Here is a 24679-nt window from a genome sequence, read left to right on the forward strand (position 1 = left end):
GGTCAGCCTTGGTGAATGCGCTGCTTGAACGTTCGTGCGATGGCCTGCACGCCAGGTTGGTAGTCATCGTTTTCGATGGCCGCCAGCGCCAGTTCCAGTGCTTTGTCGGCGATCAGCTGATGCTGCTGGGACATGGCGTTGACCGGAAGCGGCAGGAAATCCAGCAACTGCGTGTCACCGAACGTGCCCAGGCGCAGCGGGCGCGATTTGAGCGGGAAATCGTGCAGGGCATCGAACACCCCTTGCAGCAGGACATAGGAGGTCGTGATCAGCGCATCGGGTAGGTGCCCCAGGCGTGCGAGCATTTCATCCATCAATTGGCGGCCACATTCACGGCTGAACGATTCGCCGTGCTCGATCAGCACCTGGCCTTCGAAGCCGGCCAGCGCTTCGTTGAAACCGGCGGTCCGTTCCTGGCTGATGCTCAACTCGGGGCGGGCGCTGATCAGTGCGATTTGCCGAGGATGGGTTTCCAGCAGGCTGCGGGTCAGCTGCAGGCTGGCCTGACGGTCGTCGCTGATCACCGAGCAGAAATGCGCAGGCTCCATCACCCGGTCGATGGCGATGATCGGAATGCCCTTGGCCTGCAACTCGCGGTAACTGTTGTCCCCGGTCGGCAGGCAACTGGCAACGATCAGCGCATCGCAGCGGCGGGCGCGGAACAGCTGCAGCAGTTGCCGCTCGCTGTCGGGCGCATCGTCGGAACTGGCGATCAGCAACTGATAGCCCCGCGCTCGGGCACCTTGTTCCAGCAGCTTGGCGATGCGCGCGTAACTGGGGTTTTCCAGGTCCGGCAGGATGAACCCCAAGGTACGCGTGTGCCGGCTGCGCAGCCCGGCGGCCTGGGGGTTGGGCGTGAAGCCATGTTCCTTGACCACCGCTCGCACCCGTTCGACGGTGGCGCTGCTGATGCGTTGCTGTTCGGCCTTGCCATTGATGACGTAGCTGGCGGTGGTCACGGACACACCGGCCAACTGGGCAATATCACTGAGTTTCAACCCGGTTTTCCTTGTTTTTTCGAGTTAGCCCCGACAATAAGGGCCATCCTACCCGATTCAAGCTGACGGTCACCGTCCAAGCGCTTACGACAAGTTGCACTTCAAGGATGAGAGATTATCGAGTAACGTGCCAATCTTTCTAGATTAAACGTTTCAGCAAGCGTATTTTCAAGGTTAGCAGGATTTTTTGGCCCGTCTGCCGCGATAGCGCCAAAAGCCGTCCTGTCACGCTAGGCTGATTCATTCAAAACAATACCTGGCGCCAACCGGACGCCAAAAAGGAGAAAGCATGCTCGAGCTCACTCTAGAGCAGATATCCATGGCTCAAACCGCTGTGGATAAAGACGCTGCGCTGCAACTGCTCGCTGACAAACTGGTGGCCGATGGCTTGGTAGCTGACGGCTACTTGGCTGGCTTGCAGGCCCGCGAAGCCCAGGGCTCGACCTTTCTTGGCCAAGGTATTGCCATCCCCCACGGCACGCCGCAAACCCGCGACCTGGTTTACTCCACCGGCGTGCGCTTGCTGCAATTCCCGGAAGGTGTGGACTGGGGCGACGGACAGATCGTTTACCTGGCCATCGGCATCGCGGCCAAGTCCGACGAACACCTGCGCCTGCTGCAACTGCTGACCCGCGCCCTCGGCGAGACTGACCTGGGCCAGGCTCTGCGCCGTGCCGGCTCTGCCGAAGCCTTATTGAAGCTGCTGCAAGGCGCGCCGCAGGAACTGGCCCTGGATGCGCAGATGATCGGCCTCGGCGTGTCGGCTGACGACTTTGAAGAATTGGTGTGGCGCGGTGCCCGGCTGCTGCGCCAGGCTGATTGTGTGAGTAACGGCTTTGCTGGCGTTCTGCAGCAAGTCGAGGCGCTGCCCTTGGGCGATGGCCTGTGGTGGCTGCACAGCGAACAGACCGTCAAGCGCCCGGGCCTGGCCTTCGTCACCCCGGACAAGCCCATCCGCTACCTTGGCCAGCCCTTGAGCGGTCTGTTCTGCCTCGCCAGCCTTGGCGAGGCCCACCAGAGTTTGCTGGAAAGGCTCTGCGCGCTGCTGATCGAGGGCCGCGGCCATGAACTGGGTCGCGCCACCAGCAGCCGCAAGGTTCTGGAAGTGCTCGGCGGCGAACTGCCTGCCGACTGGCCCAGCGCGCGCATCGGCCTGGCCAACGCCCATGGCTTGCATGCGCGGCCGGCGAAGATCCTCGCGCAGTTGGCGAAAAGTTTCGAAGGCGAGATCCGCGTGCGCATCGTCGACGGCCAGGACAGCGCCGTGTCGGTCAAGAGCCTGAGCAAGTTGCTGAGCCTGGGCGCCCGGCGTGGACAGGTCCTGGAGTTCATTGCCGAGCCGAGCATTGCCAACGACGCGTTGCCGGCGCTGCTGGCGGCCATCGAAGAAGGCCTTGGCGAAGAAGTCGAACCGTTGCCACCACCGAGTACGCCGCGAGAACCGGCGATGGCTGAAGTCGCCACCGTCATGCTGGCGCCTGAATCCGGCAGCCTGATCCAGGCCGTCGCCGCAGCGCCGGGCATTGCCATCGGCCCGGCGCACATTCAGGTGCAGCAGGCCATCGACTATCCGCTGCGCGGCGAGTCGGCGGCCATCGAGCGCGAGCGCCTGCAAAACGCCTTGAACCAGGTGCGCCGCGATATCGAAGGGCTGGTGGAACGCGCCAAGGCCAAGGCCATCCGCGAAATCTTCATCACCCACCAGGAAATGCTCGACGACCCGGAGCTGACTGACGAAGTCGACACCCGTTTGAAGCTGGGGGAGAGTGCGCAAGCGGCGTGGATGGGCGTGATCGAAGCCGCGGCGAAAGAACAGGAAGCCTTGCAGGATGCACTGCTCGCCGAACGTGCGGCCGACCTGCGGGACGTCGGCCGGCGGGTGCTGGCGCAGCTGTGCGGCGTCGAGACCCTGAGCGAACCCGATCAACCCTACATCCTGGTGATGGACGAAGTCGGTCCGTCCGACGTGGCCCGCCTGGACCCAGCCAGGGTGGCGGGGATTCTGACCGCGCGCGGCGGTGCCACCGCCCACAGCGCCATCGTCGCCCGGGCCTTGGGCATCCCGGCGCTGGTGGGCGCCGGTGCGGCGGTATTGCTGCTGGCGCCGGGCACATCCTTGCTGCTGGACGGCCAGCGCGGTCGCCTGCACGTGGACCCCGATGCCGCCACTCTGCAACGGGCCACTGAAGAACGCGACACTCGCGAGCAGCGCCTCAAGGTCGCCGCCGAACAGCGCCATCAACCGGCCTTGACCCGTGACGGTCACGCTGTGGAAGTGTTTGCCAACATCGGCGAAAGCGCTGGTGTCACCAGCGCGGTGGAGCAGGGCGCCGAAGGCATCGGCCTGTTGCGCACCGAATTGATTTTCATGGCCCACACCCAAGCGCCGGACGAAGCGACCCAGGAAGCCGAATACCGCAAGGTGCTCGATGGCCTGGGCGGTCGGCCGCTGGTGGTGCGCACTTTGGATGTCGGCGGCGACAAACCGCTACCGTATTGGCCGATCGCGAAAGAAGAAAACCCATTCCTCGGCGTGCGGGGCATTCGCCTGACGTTGCAACGTCCGCAGATCATGGAAGCGCAGTTGCGTGCCCTGTTGCGTTCGGCCGACAACCGGCCGTTGCGGATCATGTTCCCGATGGTCGGCAGCGTCGATGAGTGGCGCCAGGCCCGGGCCATGACCGAGCGCCTGCGCCTGGAAATCCCGGTGGCGGACCTGCAACTGGGGATCATGATCGAAGTGCCGTCCGCCGCGTTGCTCGCGCCTGTGCTGGCCAAGGAAGTCGATTTCTTCAGCGTCGGCACCAACGACCTGACGCAATACACCCTGGCCATCGACCGTGGTCACCCGACCCTTTCGGCCCAGGCCGATGGCTTGCACCCGGCCGTGTTGCAACTGATCGATATCACCGTGCGTGCCGCCCATGCCCATGGCAAGTGGGTCGGCGTGTGCGGTGAGCTGGCGGCCGACCCGCTGGCGGTGCCGGTGCTGGTGGGCTTGGGTGTAGACGAGCTGAGCGTCTCGGCCCGCAGCATTGCCGAGGTCAAGGCGCGGGTCCGCGAACTGAGCCTTGCACAGGTACAAACCCTGGCCCAAGAGGCTTTGGCCGTGGGCAGCGCCGATGACGTGCGCGCATTAGTGGAGGCGCTGTAATGGCGAAGATTCTTACCCTGACCCTCAACCCGGCGCTCGACCTCACGGTGGAACTGGCGCGCCTGGAACCGGGGCAGGTCAACCGCAGTGACGACATGCACACCCATGCCGCCGGCAAAGGCGTGAACGTGGCCCAGGTGCTGGCTGACCTCGGCCACACGCTGACGGTCAGTGGCTTTCTTGGCGAAGACAACGCCCAGGTGTTTGAGACGCTGTTCACCCAGCGCGGCTTTGTCGATGCCTTTATCCGCGTGCCCGGGGAAACCCGCAGCAACATCAAGCTGGCCGAGCAGGACGGACGTATCACCGACCTCAACGGTCCGGGTCCAGTGGTCGACGCAGCCGCGCAGCAGGCATTACTGGAGCGACTGGAGCAAGTCGCCCCCGGTCACGACGTCGTGGTGGTGGCAGGCAGCTTGCCCCGAGGCGTCAGCCCACAGTGGTTGCAGGGGTTGATCACGCGCTTGAAAAAGCTCGGCCTGAATGTCGCCCTCGACACCAGCGGTGAAGCCTTGCGCGTCGCGTTGGCGGCGGGGCCGTGGCTGATCAAGCCGAACACCGAAGAGCTGGCCGATGCGCTGGGCTGTGAGGTGGTGGGTGAGTTGGCCGAGGCGCAAGCCGCGCAGCGCTTGCATGCCCAGGGCATCGAACATGTGGTGATCTCCCACGGTGCCGACGGCGTGAACTGGTTCAGCGTCGGCACGGCGCTGCATGCCTCGCCGCCCAAGGTCAGCGTCGCCAGCACCGTGGGTGCCGGTGATTCGCTGCTGGCCGGCATGCTTCACGGCCTGCTTGGCGCCGACACGCCGGAGCAGACCCTGCGCACCGCCACGGCCATTGCGGCCATGGCGGTCACGCAGATCGGTTTTGGCATCCACGACACCGCGTTGCTGGCGTCGCTTGAACAGGGCGTGCGCGTGCGCCCCCTGACAGAACAATAAGAGGGTTCGCAAGATGAAATTAGCCATTGTGACGGCCTGCCCGAACGGCATGGTCACCAGTGTGTTGTGCGCCCGCCTGCTGGACGCGGCGGCGCAGCGCCAAGGTTGGAGCACCAGTGTCGAAGTCCATGACGCGGCCCATCCAGAACGCCAGTTGTCGGCGGCGACCCTGGAAGCGGCCGAGTGGGTCTTGCTGGTTGCCAGCGGCCCGGTGGATATGTCGCGGTTCGTCGGCAAGCGTCTGTTCCGCAGCACCCCGGCCCAGGCCCTGCAAGACGTCGATTCGGTGCTGCGTCGCGGTGCCGAAGAGGCCAAGGTGTTTGCCGAGTCGGATGTGCTGGAAGAGGCGCCAGCGGTATCGGCTGAGCGCGCCCCGCGCCTGGTCGCCATCACCGCTTGCCCGACCGGCGTTGCCCATACCTTCATGGCCGCCGAGGCGTTGCAGCAAGCGGCGAAGAAGCTCGGTTACGACCTGCAAGTGGAAACCCAGGGCTCGGTGGGCGCACGCAATCCGTTGAGCCCCGAGGCCATCGCCGAGGCGGACGTGGTGCTGCTGGCGACCGACATCGAAGTCGCCACCGAGCGTTTCGCCGGCAAGAAAATCTACCGTTGCGGCACGGGCATCGCCTTGAAGCAGGCTGAAGCGACGCTGAACAAGGCCTTGGTCGAAGGCCGCCAGGAAAGCGCGTCGAGCGGCGCCAGTGCCTCGGCCAAGTCGGAGAAGACCGGCGCCTACAAGCACCTGCTGACGGGCGTGTCGTTCATGTTGCCGATGGTGGTGGCCGGTGGTTTGATGATCGCCTTGTCGTTCGTGTTTGGTATCGAGGCCTTCAAGGAGCCTGGAACCCTGGCGGCCGCGCTGATGCAGATCGGCGGCGAGACCGCGTTCAAATTGATGGTGCCGTTGCTGGCCGGTTACATCGCCTATTCCATCGCCGACCGTCCGGGCCTGGCGCCGGGGATGATTGGCGGGATGCTCGCGAGCACCTTGGGCGCCGGCTTCATTGGCGGGATCATCGCCGGTTTCCTGGCCGGTTACGCGGCCAAGGCGATCAACCGCTACGCGCGCTTGCCCCAGAGCCTGGAAGCGCTCAAGCCGATCCTGATCATCCCGCTGTTGGCGAGCCTGTTCACCGGCCTGGTGATGATCTATATCGTCGGCAAACCGGTGGCGGGCATGCTCGAAGCCTTGACCCACTTCCTCGACAGCATGGGCACCACCAACGCGATTCTGCTGGGCGTGCTGCTGGGGGCGATGATGTGCGTCGACCTCGGCGGACCGATCAACAAGGCCGCCTATGCATTTTCGGTGGGGCTGCTGGCCTCGCAGAGTTATGCACCGATGGCCGCGGCCATGGCCGCCGGCATGGTGCCGCCGATTGGCTTGGGCATCGCCACCTTCATCGCCCGCCGCAAATTCGCCCAGACCGAACGTGAGGCCGGTAAAGCCGCGCTGGTGCTGGGGCTGTGCTTCATCTCCGAAGGCGCGATTCCGTTCGCCGCCAAGGACCCGCTGCGGGTGATCCCGGCCAGCATCGCTGGCGGCGCACTGACCGGTGCACTGTCGATGTACTTCGGCTGCAAACTCATGGCCCCCCACGGTGGGTTGTTCGTGATGCTGATCCCCAACGCCATCAACCATGCGCTGTTGTACTTGCTGGCGATCGTGGCGGGGAGCCTGCTGACGGCGGTGGCGTATGCGTTGCTCAAGCGGCCGGAGGTGGTGGAGATGGCGTTGGAGCCGGCGAAGGCCTGATGACTTCTTTGAAGCAGTGAAATCCCCCTGTGGGAGTAATGCTGTTCACTTAAGAAAAATGATGGACCTGTGGCGAGGGAGCTTGCTCCCGCTCGGCTGCGAAGCAGTCGTAAACCGGCGGGTGCGGTGTGTCTGACGCTCCGCATTTGGCAGCTTTTAGGGCCGCTTCGCGGCCCAGCGGGAGCAAGCTCCCTCGCCACGGGGTTGTCGATGGCCTTAAGTGAGCATCATTACCTGTGGGAGCGGGGGTGTTCATAAGACCTGTCACACCCACTTCACACCGCCATGCTTAAGTTTCCCCATTTGGAGGAAACACCATGAGCGAATTCGACCTGGGCCGTCGCCGTGTGATGCAAGCCGTGGGCGCAGGGTTGTTGTTGCCGGGGCTGGCGCCGGCGGTGATGGCGTCGGTCAAGGATCGCCCGGTGCTCACCGACGGCGTGCAGTCGGGCGACTTGCAGGGCGACCGGGCGATGATCTGGAGCCGCAGCGACCGTCCGGCGCGGATGGTGGTGGAGTGGGACACCCGCAGCAAATTCACCAATCCCCGACGTTTCGTCTCGCCCATGGCCGACGCTCGCAGCGATTTCACCGCCCGGGTCGAACTCACCGGCCTGCCGCCCGACCAGGCGATTTTCTACCGCGTGTTTTTCGAAGATGCCCGCAGTGGTGTCGCCAGTGAACCCTGGTTCGGCCATCTGCGCAGCGTGCCGCAGCTCAAGCGCAACATTCGTTTTGTCTGGAGCGGCGACACCGTCGGCCAAGGCTTTGGCATCAACCCGGACATCGGCGGCATGCGCATCTATGAAGCCATGCGCTTGCGCCTGCCGGATTTTTTCATTCACAGCGGTGACACCATTTATGCCGACGGCCCGGTGCCGGCGCAAATCACCACCGAAGGTGGACGCGTCTGGCGCAACCTCACCACCGAAGCCAAGAGCAAGGTCGCCGAGACCCTGGACGAGTATCGCGGCAACTACCGCTATAACCTGATGGATGAAAACGTGCGTCGCTTCAACGCCGAAGTGCCGCAGATCTGGCAATGGGACGACCATGAGGTGGTCAATAACTGGTCACCGGGCAAGCAACTGGACGAGCGTTACCAGAGCAAGGACATCCACAGCCTGATGGGGCGTGCGCGGCAGGCCTGGCTGGAATACGCGCCGATGCGCTTGCAGAAGGCCGACGACGGCGGGCGGATCTATCGCAAACTCAGTTACGGGCCGATGCTGGACGTGTTCGTGCTCGACATGCGCAGCTACCGTGAAGCCAACGATGCCAACCTGGGCGGGGCCAAACCCTTTCTTGGTCGCGCGCAGTTGGATTGGCTCAAGGGCGAATTGAAGCAGTCCCGGGCCCAGTGGAAAGTCATTGCCGCCGACATGCCCATCGGCCTGGGCGTGCCCGACGGCGAGGTCAGCCCCGGCGTGCCGCGCTGGGAAGCGGTCGCCAACGGTGAGCCCGGCCCGGCCCAGGGACGTGAACTGGAAATCGCCGAATTGCTCGGCTACCTGCGCACGCATCAGGTGCGCAACTACGTCTGGCTCACCGCCGATGTCCACTACTGCGCCGCCCATCACTATCATCCGGAGCAGGCCGCGTTCCAGGATTTCGAACCGTTCTGGGAGTTTGTCGCCGGGCCGCTGAACGCCGGCAGCTTCGGCCCCAATCCACTGGACAAGACCTTCGGCCCTGAGGTGGTGTTCCAGAAAGCGCCGCCGGCCCAGAACACCTCGCCGTTTGCCGGGTATCAGTTCTTTGGCGAGGTGAACATCGACGGGCAGAACGGGGAGATGAGCGTGGTGTTGCGGGATCTGGAAGGTGTGGCGGTGTTTGAGAAGAGGTTGCAGCCGGTTTGAAGCTAAGCCGCGCGACGACCCCCTGTGGGAGCGAGCTTGCTCGCGATGGCGGTGTATCAGTCAACACATGGCTGACTGGAAAACCGTCATCGCGAGCAAGCTCGCTCCCACAGGAGATGGCGTGTTACTTGGGGGTAGGGCCCCTCAGTAAACATCCCGCCGATACCGCCCCAGCTCGATCAGCCGTTCCACTTCCTCGCGGCCCAGCACCAGGTTGAGCACGTGATCCACCCCTGATGCCATACCCTGCAAGCTGCCGCAGACATAGATCACCGCGCCATCGGCCATCCATTGCTTGAGCAGCGCGGCCGACTCCAGCAGGCGGTCCTGGACGTAGATTTTCTTTTCCTGATCCCGGGAGAACGCCAGGTCCAGGCGTTCCAGATCGCCGGAGGTCACCCATTCCTGCAACTCGTCGCGGCAGTGGAAATCGTGTTCACGGTTGCGTTCGCCAAACAGCAGCCAGTTGCGTTGCATGCCCTCGACAACACGTGCCTTGAGCAGGCTGCGCAGGCCGGCCAGGCCGGTGCCGTTGCCCAGCAGAATCATCGGCACGCCCTGGGGCGGCAGATGGAAACCGCTGTTGCGGCGTACCCGCAGGCTGATGGCGCCGCCCAGGGGGGCGTGTGCGGTGAGCCAGCCGGAACCGATGCCCAGGTTGCCGTCGGCGTGGCGTTCCTGGCGCACGATCAGTTCCAGCACGCCGTCGGCCGGGATCGAGGCAATGGAATATTCGCGCATCGCCAGTGGCGCCAGCGCATCCACCAATGCCTGGGCGTGCAGGCCGACCAGATGGGCGCGGTTTTCCGGCAGGTGCCGGGTGGCCAGGGCCTGGTTGAGGCTTTGGGACAAGCCGTCGACGTGCACGCGAGCGTTGCCGGAGAGGCCGAGGCCATCGAGAAAATGTTCAATGGCCCATAGGTCATTGCGTGGCAGGACCTCCACCAGGTCACCGGCCAGCCAACTGCTTGGGCCGGGCGCTGTGAGGCCCAGCAAGTACACACCCGAACCGCTGCTGTCGGGGTTGAGCAGGGTGCGCTGGCTGAGTGTCCAGTGCTCGAAGCTCGGCGCTTGCCAGATATCCACTGGCGCCTGTCCGGTCAGCTCGGCCAGTTGTTGTTGCCAGTGACGCAAGGCATAGGGGTCGCCACTGTCGACTTCCACCGGGGCGAACAGGGTCTTGCCGCCGTGCTCCGCCAGCCAGGCATGCAGGCGCCGGGCGAAGCCGCAGAAATTTTCATACTGGCGGTCACCCAGGCCCAACACCGCATATTGCAGGCGCTCCAGGCTGAGGGCGCGGCCCAGCACTTTGCGCTCGAATCCCCGGGCGCTGTCCGGCCCTTCGCCGTCGCCAAAGGTGCTGACGACAAACAACGCGTGGGTGGAGTTGCTCAGGTCCTGCTCGCTGACCCCGGCCAGTGGCTGGACCTTCACCGGCAAGCCAGCGGCCTGGAGCTGGCCGGCGGTCTGCCAGGCCAGTTGCTCGGCGAAACCACTCTGGCTGGCGAAACCGATCAGCCAGGCCGGTGCATCGTTCGGGTTGTCGGCGAGGTGCTGGCGTGCCTGCTTGACCTGGCGCTTCTTGCGGCGCCGGTCCAGGTACAGCAACCAGCCGGTGATGAAGAACAGAGGCATGGCCAGCGCGGCGACCGTGACCAGGATCCGCCCGACCAGACCGAAGTAACTGCCGACATGCAGGGCATAGATGCTGGTCAGCAATTGCGCCTTGAGACTCTTGTCGCTGTAACGGCTGTGCTGGCTGACGACCCCGGTGACCGGGTCGAGAAGGAGCTGGTTCAGCGCCCGGTCGTGAGGCGAGTCCTTGAGCATGTAAAACACCGTGGCGGGCTGCCCCGCCACCGGCGGCATGCGCACGTTATAGGAGATCAGCCCCGGACCGGCGGCGCTGTAGATGCTGCTCCACATCGCCCGGTAATCAGCCCCGGGCGGTGGGCCGCTCGGCGCCGGGCCGCGATTGCGCACTCGTTCATCCTTGGGCGAATCGGAGAGCAGGCGGGTGACGCCTTTGTTGTACCACTCGTAGGACCAGGTCAACCCGGTCAGCGCCGCCAGCAGATAGAACACCAGGCACCAGGTGCCCGCCACCGAGTGCAGGTCCCAATTGAAACTGCGGCCTTTTTTCGCCCAATCGAGGGTCAGCCAGGCGCGCCAGTTTTTCCATTGGCGCGGCCAGCGCAGATACAGCCCGGACAGGCAGAAAAACACCAGGATCAACGTGCAGGCACCGGTGATCTGCCGGCCTACCTCGTCCAGCGCCAGGATGCGGTGCAACTTGAGCGTCAGGCCGAAGACGTCCTGGCCCACCACCTCGCCCATGAACTGAGCGTTGTAGGGATTGAAATAGCGCATGGCCCCGCGTTTTTCCCCAGGTGGGGCGGCGAAGATTACCCGCGCGGCGTTGCCGCTGTCGGTCTCGACCCAGAGCATAGCGACGGTTTTACCCGAGGCGGCCTCGATCTGTTCCACCAGCTCGGCAGGCGGCAGGACCCCGGCCGGTTGTTTTTCGACCATCAGCACCTGCGGGTTCAAGGCCCGGAGGATCTCGTCCTGGAACGACACCGCAGCACCGGTAATGCCCATAAACGCCAGGACCAGCCCGGCACTGATGCCGAAAAACCAGTGCAACTGGAACAGGGTTTTCTTCAACACGTCACTCGCCTTCACTCATTACAGTTCATCAAGGCGTGCATTATGCCGTGTGTTATCGAGAAGCATTCATAAACACGCGTAAAAGCCGATCATTTGCATGCGAGGGCTGAGCAGGGCGTTGCTGAGAAGGCTTGTCGTGGTGCGTTGGGTGCCGGAGGTTTCTTTGGTTCGCAGCGTGAGCATGTCTCGAGCCCCAGCGGTTCTTGAAATGGACAATAGGCTTCACGCTTGGGCCTCCTGTTTCATTTCTATTTATTGATAAAAGTCTGTCTTTGGTCCCAAGAATAAGCCCGGCGTTGAGTTCGTATCATCCTCTAATGTTTGCTTTGTTTTCGACCTTTGACTTCGTTTAAGTCGATGGCCTAGTGTTCGGACGGCTGTACTTCCATAGTTGGCGAGTCCCTAGCACTCGCTGTCGGCAGACATATAATTAAAGGATTAATTATGAACACTCATGCAGTCTGGAATGAGGCACTTGAAGACGCCTCGACTGAAGATATCATTCGCTTTGCACAACTGGCGCCCAAGACATTGTCCAATGCTTCGACGCCAGCGCAGGAAGGCGAGTCTCGTGGCACAGGATTATTGCTGACCAAGAAACAGATCATTGACCTGAGGAAATATGAAGCGGCCGCGCTGGCCCTGCCCTATACCCCGGGGGATGTTAGGGATTACCTGAGTTTCGGTGACGATGCCGGCGGTGGCGCGGGCCTGCGGCATGAAGATTTCCTGAGGACATTCCGTGCCACCCGCCAACATGCGCAACGCTGGTCGCCCCTGCGCGAATCGATCATGTTGACCGGCAGCCAACTGAAACTTTTTGCAGCGAGCATGACCCTATACGGCAGGGCCATGGATGAGATCTATCAGGAAGTCCAGCCTACCCGGGAACTCGACAAGTATAATATCCAGACACTGGAGCAGTTAAGGAAGCTGGAGCTGGAACTGGGGAAGAAGTTTCCCGGTATTGAGCTGGCGCCGGACATTGTCAGTGATGTTGGTTATTACCTGGACCAGATTCTCCAAAGGGTCGAGGATAACTACAAACGCGTAAAATCCATCAAGGATGAGCTGGATCTGTTTGGTTATGACCTTCGTCAATACATTCTTCCCGATATAAAACTGCGCCTGAGTTTGATTGGCGGTACGGCGCTGCCCATCGAAATCGAGATGCTCAAGCTCGAGGTCGATGATCGTGCGTTACGCATTAAGGAGAAAAACGACGAGTACGCCAAGGCGGTGGAAAAATCGTTGGGCGCTGCGGCCGGGATGAACCTGATCGGCCTGGCATTGGCGATTTACCTGGGGGTGGAAGCCGAGGGTATCCGGGCCGAAAGGTACCGCCTGTACCAGGAGCAGGAAGCGGCGATTGAAGCCCTCAGGAGCAAAAACCAGACCCTCGGTTCCTTGAGTCGCGTCCAGCACGATCTGCAAGGGCTTGAGCTGGTGGCGATCGATGCCGATATCGCGACGCAGAACCTGATGCACGTGTGGAACGTCATGCACCTCTACATCACGACCTCCCAGGAAGCGATTGCCAACATTCATGACGCCCTGACCCTGAGGCGATTCATCCTGATATTCAGGCAAGTGGCCCATCCCTGGACGCAGATCGCACACGATGCCGACGCATTGATTGCTGTCTTCAAGGAAGCGGACCGGGACTACGAGCGTATTTATGGCATCCGGACTCGCGCTGCGCTCACCCTCGCTCCCTTCGCATTGCGCAACGATTACCCGAAGGTCGATCTCAAGGTCATGGCCGACAGCAACAGGCGGATGAGAGACGGTGCGGTCCAGGCTCGCGCGTTGTTCATCCAATGGAATTACCTGCCGCAATTGCAGGCGCGCTTCGATGACCTGGTGCTCAGCGTGGGCAAGAGCAGCGACGTGCTGAGCGAGTCTGCGTTAAGCACGAAGATGGCTCTCGAGGGGCGGATCCGGAGCCTGCAGGAACTGGAGAAAGAACTGGCGAACGCGTTCGATGAACGGGGTATCGAGGAGATCAAGTCTGATCGTGCTGAAGTCCTGGCAGGCATGAGCCGATGGGCGGAGCAGGCCACCCGGCGGCTCAGCGATCAGTTGTCGGGCATTCACGATGTTTTCGATCGACGCCTGAGCCTGGGTTTCATCGACGACTTCGAAAAGCAGCAGCAAGCCGTCGAGGCAACCCTCGGGCAATTGCAGAGCGAGCGGGTCGACCGCCAAAACGAACGCGCCCAGGTCAGCGAGGCCATCGGGTTGCTCAGCAAGGGCGGTATCGAAGCGATCGGCAGCGATCTGGTACTGACCCTGGAGCAGGTGACGAAGCTCGGTATCGCTCCGCCTGAAGTCCAGTTGGTCATGCAGGCCATCGAGCAGCTCAAGAAGACCCTGGTACAGGTCGGCGAAGGGCTTCGGTTCCTGGATCTGGTGCGCGAGCGAGACAAGCGGGTCGAGAAAATCCAGGCGCTGAGTCGCGACATCGATGCGCAAAGCCACGAACTCATGGCACTCAAGGGCAAGGCCCGGTTCATCCGGGTCATTCACGGCATTGACGATGAGCGCCGCCGCTATGTGGGTGAGTATCAGGGCGCGGTGTCGGGTTACCGAGCGTTCGCCAGGTTGATGGACGCTAACGCGTACGTCGAAGAAAACGAGCGTAGCGCCGATTTCATCAAGCATGCCCGGCAGTTCATTGCATTTCTGACGCCGCTGTCCTTGCGTCTGGCGATTGCCTGAGTTGCACGGGCTGTGACCCATGGAGAAGCGGCTGCCGGGCTTTGACCGACAGTCGCCCGCTAGGAGCGATTGAGCATGTTCGACTTCCTGCTGGATGAGAAGAATTTTGCTTCCTTGAAAGAGTACATCGATTTTTTGAACGGTCTGCCGGACGCCCTGACGGAGATCGAGCAGTTTTCGGATATTTTTCGGCGTTCGGGGCACTTACTGCTGACGCCACCGGATGGACAGGCACTGACCCGGGCGGCAACTGCCAATAAAAACAATTGGACGGCGATTGTCGGGGTTGTGCCGTCCCTGGGCGCGATGGGCCGTCAGTTGGTGGGGCAAACGTCCATCTTTGTCCGGGAGTTCGAGCAGGTGGCCCGGGAGGCGCCGAATCGCCAGTTGCTCGGCAACCTTGACCCGTCGCGTTTCACACCGGTCAATTTCGGTCCGATGGGGAGCAATCGTACGACCGACCTGATGCAGTTGCTGGGCAACCTCGTGCTGCGGCTGGACGAATGTGCGAGGGCGGTGGCGCGGCTCAAGGCCTTGGTCGTGGAGGTTTCCCAGACCATCCACAGCATTTTTGTGCGCTTCATCGATTCACTGACGCTGCGGCTGTGTGCCTGTCACGGACCGGATCCGAAGATCGAGATCTATTACGCCCTGGGACGGATCCGCTTGCCGACTATGCAATTCGATCCAAACGCCTATTACTCCCAGAAGCAACGCAGGGCAAAGGCCCGAGAGCACCTGGAAGTTTTGCGGGGGCTTTATGCCAGGTCAATTTCGGCGGGAAACAACATCGCCGACCTGTGTCATCGAATGGGCTATTTCCTGGAGCAGGTGAAGGCCGAACTCCAAGCCAATGATCGACAGCAAAGCCTGCGGCGGGCGCAAAGTTCGTTCGCGCAGTTGGCGTATCCACTGCAGGAACTGGAGGGTATGGCTCGCGCCCTGGTGGCCCTGTCTTATCGCCTGGAACCATGAAAAAAGCCCGTGACATCCGTCACGGGCTTTTCGGTTCACGCTATTGGCGAATCACACGTAGAACGACTTCAGGGGCGGGAAGCCGTTGAATTCCACGGCGCTGTAGCTGGTGGTGTAGGCACCGGTCGACAGCCAGTACAGGCGGTCACCGATGGCCAGGTTCAGCGGCAAGCCGTACTTGTAGTTCTCGTACATGATGTCGGCGCTGTCGCAGGTAGGGCCGGCGATGACCACTTCTTCCATCTCGCCTTTCTTCTCGGTCCAGATCGGGAACTTGATGGCTTCGTCCATGGTTTCGATCAGGCCGGAGAACTTGCCCACGTCCGTGTACACCCAACGCTCGACGGCGGTACGCGATTTACGCGCCACCAGCACCACTTCGCTGACCAGGATGCCGGCGTTGGCGATCAACGAACGGCCCGGCTCCAGGATGATTTCCGGCAGGTCGTCGCCGAAGTCTTCCTTGAGGAAACGGATGATTTCCTCAGCGTAGGTTTCCAGGCTGTTGGTGCGGGTGATGTAGTTGGCCGGGAAGCCGCCGCCCATGTTGATCAGCTTCAGGACGATGCCGTCTTCTTCTTTCAGGCGCTCGAAGATCACCTTGACCTTGGCAATGGCCGCGTCCCAGACGCTGATGTCGCGCTGTTGCGAACCGACGTGGAACGAAATGCCGTACGGCACCAGGCCCAGGTCGCGGGCCAGGATCAGCAGGTCCATGGCCATGTCGGTCTGGCAGCCGAACTTGCGCGACAACGGCCAGTCAGCGGTGGTCGAGCCTTCGGTGAGGATCCGTACATAGACTTTCGAGCCCGGGGCGGCCTTGGCAATGTTGCGCAGGTCGGCTTCGGAGTCGGTGGCATACAGGCGCACGCCCTTCTCGTAGAAGTAGCGGATGTCGCGGGATTTCTTGATGGTGTTGCCGTAGCTGATCTGTTCCGGGCCGACGCCACGGCTCATGACTTTATCCAGCTCGTAGATCGAGGCGATGTCGAAGTTCGAGCCTTTGTCCTTGAGCAGGTCGATGATTTCCACCGCCGGGTTGGCCTTGACGGCGTAGTAGACCTTGGCGAAGTCGAAACCGGCGCGCAGGTCGTCATAGGCCTTGGAGATCATCGCGGTGTCGATCACCACGAACGGGGTTTCCTGCTTGTCGGCGAACGCTTTCATTTTCTGGAAGGTTTCGCGCGCGAAATAATCTTCGACCTGGATCGACATACTTGGGACTCCTACTGGCAAACATCAGGATCAATGGGTGTGAGGGCAAGCAGCCCTCGTGAACGTCCTCCGTATCCCCACTTTGGTTCGCCTACTTCCCAAGGCATGTCGCCGAAAGCAAAAAGGCCATGGGATGCGTAATGCCCTTGGCCTTGCTGTCTCGTCGTCAGTACTTGAGCCGGATGGATCGTTTCCAGCATGGACGTTCGGCGCGAACTTTAGGGCGTGAGGGGCCTGAGATCAACTAAAAATGTCGCGTTTTTGCACACATCCGTCGTGCGGCCCGCGACAGCTCATGATGTAACCGACCTGCGTGACAGATTGATGTTCAATTGGATCGGTTATTGAGGCTGCAGAATGTGCCTTTGTGGCGAGGGAGCTTGCTCCCGCTTGAGTGCGAAGCGCTCATCGCTTTTTTGGGGCCGCTTCGCGACCCAGCGGGAGCAAGCTCCCTCGCCACAGGTCCCAGGCCACCTTCCAGAGTGTGGGAGCTATCAGAAGTCAGGCCAACGCGGTCTCGGCCGGCGAGACAATGCTGGTCTTGCCGCCGCGCGAGCGCCCGGAGCTCAGGTACTCGGCAATCGATTCCTGGGTCACCTCGCCGAGGAACACCCGCTCGGCGTCCATCACCGGCAGCCACGAACGATTGAACTCGTACATGCGCGACAGCAGGATCCGCAGGTGTTCGTCGTAGGCCGCGGTGGCGTTGAACTCACGCAGGTACTGCGCGCAAGTGCCGGTCTGACGGTGCAGGTCGCGACGGCGCACATAGCCCAGGGCCTTGTTCTCGGCGCAGGTGACCACCACGTAGCGACGGTCATGTTCGTCCATCAGCTCCAGCGCATCGGACACCGGTGTTTCCGGGCTGACCGACGGGGCGTTGTCCGCCGCGTCCTCAGCCTTGACCAGCAGCAGACGCTTGAGCGTGCTGTCCTGGCCGACGAAGCTGCTGACGAACTCGTCGGCCGGGTGCGCCAGCAGGGTATCCGGGTGATCGAACTGGATCAGCTTGCCGGCGCGGAAGATCGCAATCTTGTCCCCCAGCTTGATGGCTTCGTCGATGTCGTGGCTGACCATGATCACGGTCTTGTTCAGCGCCCGTTGCATCTCGAAGAACTCGTTCTGGATCATCTCGCGGTTGATCGGGTCCACCGCGCCGAACGGTTCGTCCATCAGCAACAGCGGTGCATCGGCCGCCAAGGCGCGGATAACGCCGATCCGTTGCTGCTGGCCGCCCGACAATTCGCGGGGGTAGCGATGCAGGTACTGCTTGGGTTCGAGCTTGATCATGCTCATCAGTTCGCGGGCGCGGTCGTGGCATTTCTGCTTGTCCCAGCCCAGCAGGCGCGGGACCACGGTGATGTTTTCCTCGATGGTCATGTTCGGGAACAGGCCGATCTGCTGGATCACGTAGCCGATGTTGCGGCGCAGGGTCACTGCGTCCAGGCCGGTGGTGTCTTCGCCGTTGATCAACACCTTGCCCGAAGTGGGCGGAATCAGGCGATTGATCATTTTCAGCGTGGTGCTTTTGCCACAGCCCGACGGCCCGAGGAATACGCAAATCTCGCCTTCGTTGACGGTCAGGTTCACCGAGTCCACGGCCTTGACGTCCTTGCCATTGCTCTTGAAGGTTTTGCTGAGGTTTTGAAGTTCGATCATTTCAGTAATCCTTTTGGGGTCAGCGAGCGTTGCAGCCATTGCAGAAGCAGGTCGGCGAAGATGGCCAGGAGACTGACCAGCAGGGCGCCGACGATCAGCATCGACATGTCGCTGCGGCTGATGGAAGCGAGGATGAGCACGCCCAGGCCACCGGCGCCGATGGTGGCGGCGATGGTCATGACGCCGATGTTCATGACCACGGCGGTGCGCACACCGGCCAGGATCACTGGCACGGCGATGGGCAGTTCGACCATGCGCAGGCGCTGGCCGAAGGTCATGCCGATGCCGCGGGCGGCTTCACGGATGCCGGGTTCCACGCCGGTCAGGGCCAGGTAGGTGTTGCGCATGATCGGCAACAGCGAATAGAGGAACACCGCGGTGATCGCCGGCATCGGTCCCAGGCCCTGGCCGAACGTGGAATAGAACGGCAGCAACAGGCCGAACAGCGCAATCGACGGAATGGTCAGCAGCACGGTGGCGCTGGCCTGCAGCGGGCCCGCGAGCGCCGGGAAGCGGGTCATGACGATGCCCAGCGGCACGCCGACCACGATTGCCAGGGTCACGGCGATGCCCACCAGGGTGATGTGCTGCCAGGTCAATTGCAGCACCAGCGGCCAGTCCAGATGGGAAAAGGCGTCAAGAAAATCCATGGCTTTTCCTCCAGGTCATTGGGTTGAGAGCAGGGAATGCTGGCGCAGGAAGTCGGCGGCAACGGTGGAAGGGCTTTCATGATTGACGTCCACGCGGGCGTTGAGCTGGCGCATGGTTGCGTCATCGAACAGCTCGGCCAAGGGCTTTAGCTGCTCGGCCAATTGCGGATGCGCGTCGAGGAACGCCTGGCGCACCACGGGCGCCGCGGTGTAGTCGGGGAAGTAATGTTTGTCGTCTTCCAGCAACTTCAGCTTGAACGCGTTCAGCCGGCCGTCGGTGGTGTACACCAGGCCCGCGAACACCTGGCCGTTGCGCAGGGCGGTGTAGACCAGGCCGGCATCCATCTGCCGGATGTTCTGGCGGGTCAAGTTCATGCCGTACTGCTCGACCATGCCCGCCAGGCCGTCGGAGCGGTTGGCGAACTCGGTGTCCAGGGCCACCAGGTGATTGGTATTGGCTTCGGCCTGGAGCACCGTGTTCAGCTGGCTGATGGTCTTGATCTGCGGGTATTTCTTCGCGACTTTTTCCGGTAGCGCCAAGGCGTAAGTGTTGCTGAATTTCGACGGCGTCAGCCAGACCAGGCCTTTTTTCGCGTCGAGCTCTTTCACCCGGGCGTAGGACTGGGCGCTGTCGAGTTTCTCCGTGACATGGTTGTAGGCCACCAGCGACACCCCGGTGTATTCCCACAGCAGGTCCAATTGTCCGGTTTCATGGGCGCTACGGGCCAGGTTGCTGCCCAGGCCACCGGTGATCTGCGCGTCGTAGCCCTTGCTGCGCAGGTATTGGGCGGTGATTTCCGCCAGCAGTGTCTGCTCGGTGAACACCCGGGCGCCAAGACGGATCAGCGGTTGTTCAGCGGCTTGGGTGAATCCTGCGAATAGCAGGACGCAGCCCAGTATCAAGCTCAACTTCTTCATAACGATTCCTTTATCCAGCCGGCTTATGACGGTCGCAGACCGCGTTCCAGCCAGAGGCGGCTGGCCAGTGTCACCAAACCGTCGAGCAGCAATGCCAGCAGCGCGGTGCAGGCCGCACCAAGCAATAGCTGCGGCTGGTTGTTCAGGGCAATGCCGGGGAAGATCAAGCTGCCGAGGCTATTGGCACCGATCAGGAACGCCAGGGGAGCGGTGCCGACGTTGATCGCCAGCGCCACCCGCACACCACCGATGATGATGGGCACGGCGTTGGGCAACTCGACTTTCCACAGCACCTGGCGCGGCGTCATGCCAATGCCAACGGCGGCTTCCTTGAGGGAACCCTGGACGTTTTTCAGACCTTCGTAAGTGTTGCGCACGATAGGCAGCAGCGAGGCGAGGAACAGGGCGAAGATGGCCGGCCCGCTGCCAATGCCCAGGATACCCAGGGCGATGGCCAGTACGGCCAGGGGCGGCACGGTATTGCCGATGTTGAACACTTGCATGAAGCGTTCGGCGCGCCCGACCATGCCGGGACGGCTGAGGGCGATGCCTGCCGGGATACCCACGAGCAGGGCCGCGAGCATGGAGGCCAATACAAGCATCAGGTGCGCTTGCAGGTAAAACAGTAAATCGTCACGGTAACGCTGGATGGTATCGATGCCGATCCAGTGGACCAACAGGGCCAGGAGGGCGACGACGACCGCACCTCCGATAAGCCCTTTGCCATAGCGGATAGCCACAGGCGGACTCCTTTGTCTTTTTTAGTCGGCGCACGCTTTTCCGGGCGGCAAATCATCACGGTTTGCCGGGAAAATGTTCGCGAGAAGCAGCTCTTTCTAGGCCGGTAAACGGTCTGTCACGGAAGCCATGAGCGCAGCCTCGTCAGGCTAACTTGCTGATTTTTCAGGCCCTGACGAACAGCCGTATCAGGGTGGTGGACGCCTCCACGCGGCAAAAGGTTCCCATGTAAGGGAAGATCTGGCCACCCTGGATGTGCTCAACGGTTCGGTTCCTGGCACAAGTTGAGCTATAATCGCCGCCCTTTTTTGAATCACCTGCCAGGCGATTTCCCATGACCAAACAGGCCGCCGAAGTCGCGAAACGCCGCACTTTCGCCATTATTTCCCACCCCGATGCCGGTAAGACCACCATCACCGAAAAGCTCTTGCTGATGGGCAAGGCGATCGCGATTGCCGGCACGGTGAAATCTCGCAAGTCCGACCGCCATGCCACCTCCGACTGGATGGAAATGGAAAAACAACGGGGTATCTCCATTACCACGTCGGTCATGCAGTTCCCGTATCGCGATCACATGATCAACCTGCTCGACACCCCGGGCCACGAAGACTTCTCCGAAGACACCTACCGCACCCTGACGGCGGTGGATTCGGCACTGATGGTTCTCGACGGCGGTAAAGGCGTCGAGCCACGGACCATCGCGCTGATGGACGTCTGCCGTCTGCGGGACACGCCGATTGTCAGTTTCATCAACAAACTCGACCGTGACATCCGTGACCCGATCGAACTGCTCGACGAGATCGAAGCGGTCCTGAAGATCAAGGCGGCGCCGATCACCTGGCCGATTGGCTGCTACCGCGACTTCAAAGGCGTGTACCACCTGGCCGACGACTACATCATCGTCTACACCGCCGGTCACGGGCATGAGCGTACCGAAGTCAAAATCATCGAGAAGCTCGACTCCGATGAGGCTCGCGCGCACTTGGGCGACGAGTACGACCGTTTCGTCGAGCAGCTGGAGCTGGTGCAGGGCGCCTGCCACGAGTTCAACCAGCAGGAGTTCCTCGATGGTCAACTGACCCCGGTGTTCTTCGGTACCGCGTTGGGCAACTTTGGCGTGGACCACGTGCTCGACGCCGTGGTCAATTGGGCCCCGCGCCCGCTGGCCCGCGTCGCCAACGAGCGCACCGTGGAACCGGTCGAAGAGAAATTCGCCGGCTTCGTGTTCAAGATCCAAGCGAACATGGACCCCAAGCACCGCGACCGCATCGCCTTCATGCGCATCTGCTCCGGCAAATACGAAAAAGGCATGAAGATGCGCCACGTGCGCACCGGCAAGGACGTGCGCATCGGCGACGCCCTGACCTTCTTCTCCTCGGAACGCGAGCAACTGGAAGAGGCCTTCGCCGGTGACATCATCGGCCTGCACAACCACGGCACGATCCAGATCGGCGACACCTTCACCGAAGGCGAAGCCCTGAGTTTCACCGGCATCCCGCACTTCGCCCCGGAACTGTTCCGCCGCGTACGCCTGAAGGACCCGCTCAAGTCCAAGCAACTGCGCCAGGGTCTCCAGCAACTGGCCGAAGAAGGCGCCACCCAGGTGTTCTTCCCCACCCGCAGCAACGACATCATCCTCGGTGCGGTCGGTGTGCTGCAGTTCGACGTCGTCGCCAGCCGCTTGAAAGAGGAATACAAGGTCGAGTGCTCCTACGAGCCGATCACCGTGTACTCCGCCCGTTGGGTTGAATGCGGCGACAAGAAGAAACTCGAGGAATTCTCCAACAAGGCCGTGGAAAACCTCGCCTTGGACGGCGGCGGCCACCTGACTTATCTGGCCCCGACCCGGGTCAACCTGGCGCTGATGGAAGAGCGCTGGCCGGATGTGAAATTCCGCGCGACGCGTGAGCATCATTAAGCGTTGAGCTTTACACCCAGAACCCCGCACCGAAAGCTGCGGGGTTTTTTATTTCCACTTAATGACTGGGCACCCCCCCCTGTGGGAGCGAGCCTGCTCGCGAAAGCGGTGGGCCAGCTTGCATTGATGTTGAATGTTCCTCCGCCATCGCGAGCAGGCTCGCTCCCACACTGGATCTTCAGTGGGCAAAAAACTTGTGTTTGGCCCAGATCCCCTTGTGGGAGTGAGCCTGCTCGCGAAAGCGGTGGGCCAGCTTGCATTGATGTTGAATGTACCTCCGTCATCGCGAGCAAGCTCGCTCCCACACTGGATCTTCAGTGGGCAAAAAACTGGTGTTTGGCCCAGATCCCCTTGTGGGAGTGAGCCTGCTCGCGAAAGCGGTGGGTCAGCTTGCATTGATGTTGAATGTACCTCCGTCATCGCGAGCAGGCTCGCTCCCACACTGGATCTTCAGTGGGCAAAAAACTGGTGTTTGGCCCAGATCCCCTTGTGGGAGTGAGCCTGCTCGCGAAAGCGGTGGGTCAGCTTGCATTGATGTTGAATGTACCTCCGCCATCGCGAGCAGGCTCGCTCCCACACTGGATCTTCAGTGGGCAAAAAACTTGTGTTTGGCCCAGATCCCCTTGTGGGAGCGAGCTTGCTCGCGATAGCGGTGGGCCAGCTTGGATTGATGTTGAATGTACCTCCGCCATCGCGAGCAGGCTCGCTCCCACACTGGATCTTCAGTGGGCAAAAAACTTGTGTTTGGCACAGATCCCCTGTGGGAGCGAGCTTGCTCGCGATAGCGGTGGGCCAGCTTGCATTGATGTTGAATGTACCTCCGCCATCGCGAGCAGGCTCGCTCCCACACTGGATCTTCAGTGGGCAAAAAACTTGTGTTTGGCCCAGATTCCCTGTGGGAGCGAGCCTGCTCGCGAAAGCGGTGGGTCAGCTTGCATTGATGTTGAATGTACCTCCGTCATCGCGAGCAAGCTCGCTCCCACACTGGATCTTCAGTGGGCAAAAAGCTTGTGTTTGGCCCAGATCCCCTTGTGGGAGCGAGCTTGCTCGCGATAGCGGTGGGCCAGCTTGCATTGATGTTGAATGTACCTCCGCCATCGCGAGCAGGCTCGCTCCCACACTGGATCTTCAGTGGGCAAAAAACTTGTGTTTGGCCCAGATCCCCTTGTGGGAGCGAGCTTGCTCGCGATAGCGGTGGGCCAGCTTGCATTGATGTTGAATGTACCTCCGCCATCGCGAGCAGGCTCGCTCCCACACTGGATCTTCAGTGGGCAAAAAACTTGTGTTTGGCACAGATCCCCTGTGGGAGCGAGCTTGCTCGCGATAGCGGTGGGCCAGCTTGCATTGATGTTGAATGTACCTCCGTCATCGCGAGCAAGCTCGCTCCCACACTGGATCTTCAGTGGGCAAAAAACTGGTGTTTGGCCCAGATCCCCTTGTGGGAGCGAGCCTGCTCGCGAAAGCGGTGGGTCAGCTTGCATTGATGTTGAATGTACCTCCGCCATCGCGAGCAGGCTCGCTCCCACACTGGATCTTCAGTGGGCAAAAAACTTGTGTTTGGCACAGATCCCCTGTGGGAGCGAGCTTGCTCGCGATAGCGGTGGGCCAGCTTGCATTGATGTTGAATGTACCTCCGCCATCGCGAGCAGGCTCGCTCCCACACTGGATCTTCAGTGGGCAAAAAACTGGTGTTTGGCCCAGATTCCCTGTGGGAGCGAGCCTGCTCGCGAAAGCGGTGGGTCAGCTTGCATTGATGTTGAATGTACCTCCGCCATCGCGAGCAGGCTCGCTCCCACACTGGATCTTCAGTGGGCAAAAAACTGGTGTTTGGCCCAGATTCCCTGTGGGAGCGAGCCTGCTCGCGAAAGCGGTGGGCCAGCTGCCTGGATGTTGGATGTGTCGGCCTCTTCGCGAGCAAGCCCGCTCCCCCACTGAATGTTGGGTGTTAGTTGGTTTGGAGATAACCCTTATTCGAAACCAATCTGTCGCGTTGCGGCATTTCTAGCGGTTATCGAGCGTCCTATCTGGTGAACCGGCCTGTTCAGAACTAGATTTTCTTGAGCGCCGTCAGCCCCTGCTTTATCCGGAAGAGAAGGAATTGGCTATGAACAAGCTGCTACGCATGATGTTTTTGCTGAAGGTCTTGGTGATGCTCTCCCTCGGCTCCACGGCTGCGTGGGCCGAATGCGATGAGCACGAGAAGCACGCGTCGAGTGGCTCGGTGGTTCAGGGTGAGTTGATGCTTGCCGCGACCGATGCGGACGCCGGTGATCCGGACGATGGTGAGGATGATGATGGTTCGCCGGTCGATCCGCCGGACGGTGATGAAGATGAAGAGGGTGATAGCCAGACGTAAATTTCTGACTTAAAGAAAACCCCTCCAGCCCCCACTGATACTCAGTCGGGGCTGGAGGGGTTTTTCATGCAGGGTGCATAACCCAAAGCGAAGACTTACCCCTGTGGCGAGGGAGCTTGCTCCCGCTGGACTGCGCAGCAGGCCCAAAAAA

15 protein-coding genes are annotated in these 24679 nt (G+C 61.5%); 8 read left to right on the forward strand and 7 right to left on the reverse strand.

Annotation, left to right across the window (positions count from 1 at the left end; all coding sequences use genetic code 11):
- Positions 1-2: 2 nt before the first annotated feature.
- Complete coding sequence (gene cra, locus QNH97_RS03875; protein ID WP_283555681.1) at positions 3-998, reverse strand: catabolite repressor/activator; 996 nt, start codon at positions 996-998, stop codon at positions 3-5.
- Between the two features lie 289 nt (positions 999-1287).
- Here cra and ptsP point away from each other — a divergent pair, with 289 nt between their 5' ends.
- The 4 genes from ptsP (at position 1288) to QNH97_RS03895 (ending at position 8708) form a co-directional block, all read left to right on the forward strand.
- A complete protein-coding gene (gene ptsP, locus QNH97_RS03880) occupies positions 1288-4152 on the forward strand; it encodes a phosphoenolpyruvate--protein phosphotransferase (protein WP_283555682.1) in 2865 nt (954 codons plus the stop codon).
- On the forward strand, positions 4152-5093 hold the full coding sequence (pfkB, locus tag QNH97_RS03885; protein WP_283555683.1) for a 1-phosphofructokinase: 942 nt from the start codon (positions 4152-4154) through the stop codon (positions 5091-5093). Before ptsP ends, pfkB begins: the two co-directional genes overlap by 1 nt.
- Positions 5094-5106: 13 nt before the next feature.
- The gene (locus QNH97_RS03890) at positions 5107-6849 is read left to right on the forward strand and encodes a PTS fructose-like transporter subunit IIB (protein WP_283555684.1); all 1743 of its coding nucleotides are present in this window, start codon (positions 5107-5109) and stop codon (positions 6847-6849) included.
- A gap of 317 nt (positions 6850-7166) precedes the next feature.
- Positions 7167-8708 carry an alkaline phosphatase D family protein gene (locus QNH97_RS03895; RefSeq protein ID WP_283555685.1) on the forward strand — a complete coding sequence of 514 codons (1542 nt, stop codon included), beginning with the start codon at positions 7167-7169 and terminating at the stop codon, positions 8706-8708.
- 144 nt (positions 8709-8852) lie between these two features.
- Here the strand turns inward: QNH97_RS03895 and QNH97_RS03900 are convergent, their stop codons facing one another.
- A complete protein-coding gene (locus QNH97_RS03900) occupies positions 8853-11378 on the reverse strand; it encodes a PepSY domain-containing protein (protein WP_283555686.1) in 2526 nt (841 codons plus the stop codon).
- A gap of 444 nt (positions 11379-11822) precedes the next feature.
- Between QNH97_RS03900 and QNH97_RS03905 the strand changes: the two genes are divergently transcribed.
- Positions 11823-14099 carry an alpha-xenorhabdolysin family binary toxin subunit A gene (locus QNH97_RS03905; RefSeq protein WP_283555687.1) on the forward strand — a complete coding sequence of 759 codons (2277 nt, stop codon included), beginning with the start codon at positions 11823-11825 and terminating at the stop codon, positions 14097-14099.
- Between the two features lie 75 nt (positions 14100-14174).
- Positions 14175-15074: a hypothetical protein gene (locus QNH97_RS03910; protein ID WP_283555688.1), complete on the forward strand. Its 900-nt coding sequence runs from the start codon at positions 14175-14177 to the stop codon at positions 15072-15074.
- 51 nt (positions 15075-15125) lie between these two features.
- Here QNH97_RS03910 and QNH97_RS03915 read toward each other — a convergent pair whose 3' ends face one another.
- The 5 genes from QNH97_RS03915 to QNH97_RS03935 form a co-directional block, all read right to left on the reverse strand.
- A complete protein-coding gene (locus QNH97_RS03915) occupies positions 15126-16289 on the reverse strand; it encodes a type III PLP-dependent enzyme (RefSeq protein WP_283555689.1) in 1164 nt (387 codons plus the stop codon).
- 501 nt (positions 16290-16790) lie between these two features.
- Positions 16791-17948: an osmoprotectant ABC transporter ATP-binding protein OsmV gene (locus QNH97_RS03920; protein ID WP_283555690.1), complete on the reverse strand. Its 1158-nt coding sequence runs from the start codon at positions 17946-17948 to the stop codon at positions 16791-16793.
- Positions 17945-18598: an ABC transporter permease gene (locus QNH97_RS03925; protein ID WP_283555691.1), complete on the reverse strand. Its 654-nt coding sequence runs from the start codon at positions 18596-18598 to the stop codon at positions 17945-17947. Before QNH97_RS03925 ends, QNH97_RS03920 begins: the two co-directional genes overlap by 4 nt.
- Positions 18599-18613: 15 nt before the next feature.
- Positions 18614-19516, reverse strand: coding sequence for a glycine betaine ABC transporter substrate-binding protein (locus tag QNH97_RS03930; RefSeq protein ID WP_283555692.1), 903 nt, complete (start codon positions 19514-19516; stop codon positions 18614-18616).
- Positions 19517-19539: 23 nt separating this feature from the next.
- On the reverse strand, positions 19540-20256 hold the full coding sequence (locus tag QNH97_RS03935) for an ABC transporter permease (RefSeq protein ID WP_283555693.1): 717 nt from the start codon (positions 20254-20256) through the stop codon (positions 19540-19542).
- A 332-nt stretch (positions 20257-20588) separates the two neighbouring features.
- Between QNH97_RS03935 and QNH97_RS03940 the strand changes: the two genes are divergently transcribed.
- Together QNH97_RS03940 and QNH97_RS03945 are read left to right on the forward strand one after the other, a co-directional pair.
- On the forward strand, positions 20589-22172 hold the full coding sequence (locus QNH97_RS03940) for a peptide chain release factor 3 (protein ID WP_283555694.1): 1584 nt from the start codon (positions 20589-20591) through the stop codon (positions 22170-22172).
- A gap of 2104 nt (positions 22173-24276) precedes the next feature.
- The gene (locus QNH97_RS03945) at positions 24277-24528 is read left to right on the forward strand and encodes a hypothetical protein (RefSeq protein WP_053118408.1); all 252 of its coding nucleotides are present in this window, start codon (positions 24277-24279) and stop codon (positions 24526-24528) included.
- The last annotated feature ends 151 nt before the right edge of the window (positions 24529-24679 follow it).

The sequence above is a fragment of the Pseudomonas sp. G2-4 genome, assembly GCF_030064125.1.
Taxonomy (GTDB): Bacteria; Pseudomonadota; Gammaproteobacteria; order Pseudomonadales; family Pseudomonadaceae; genus Aquipseudomonas.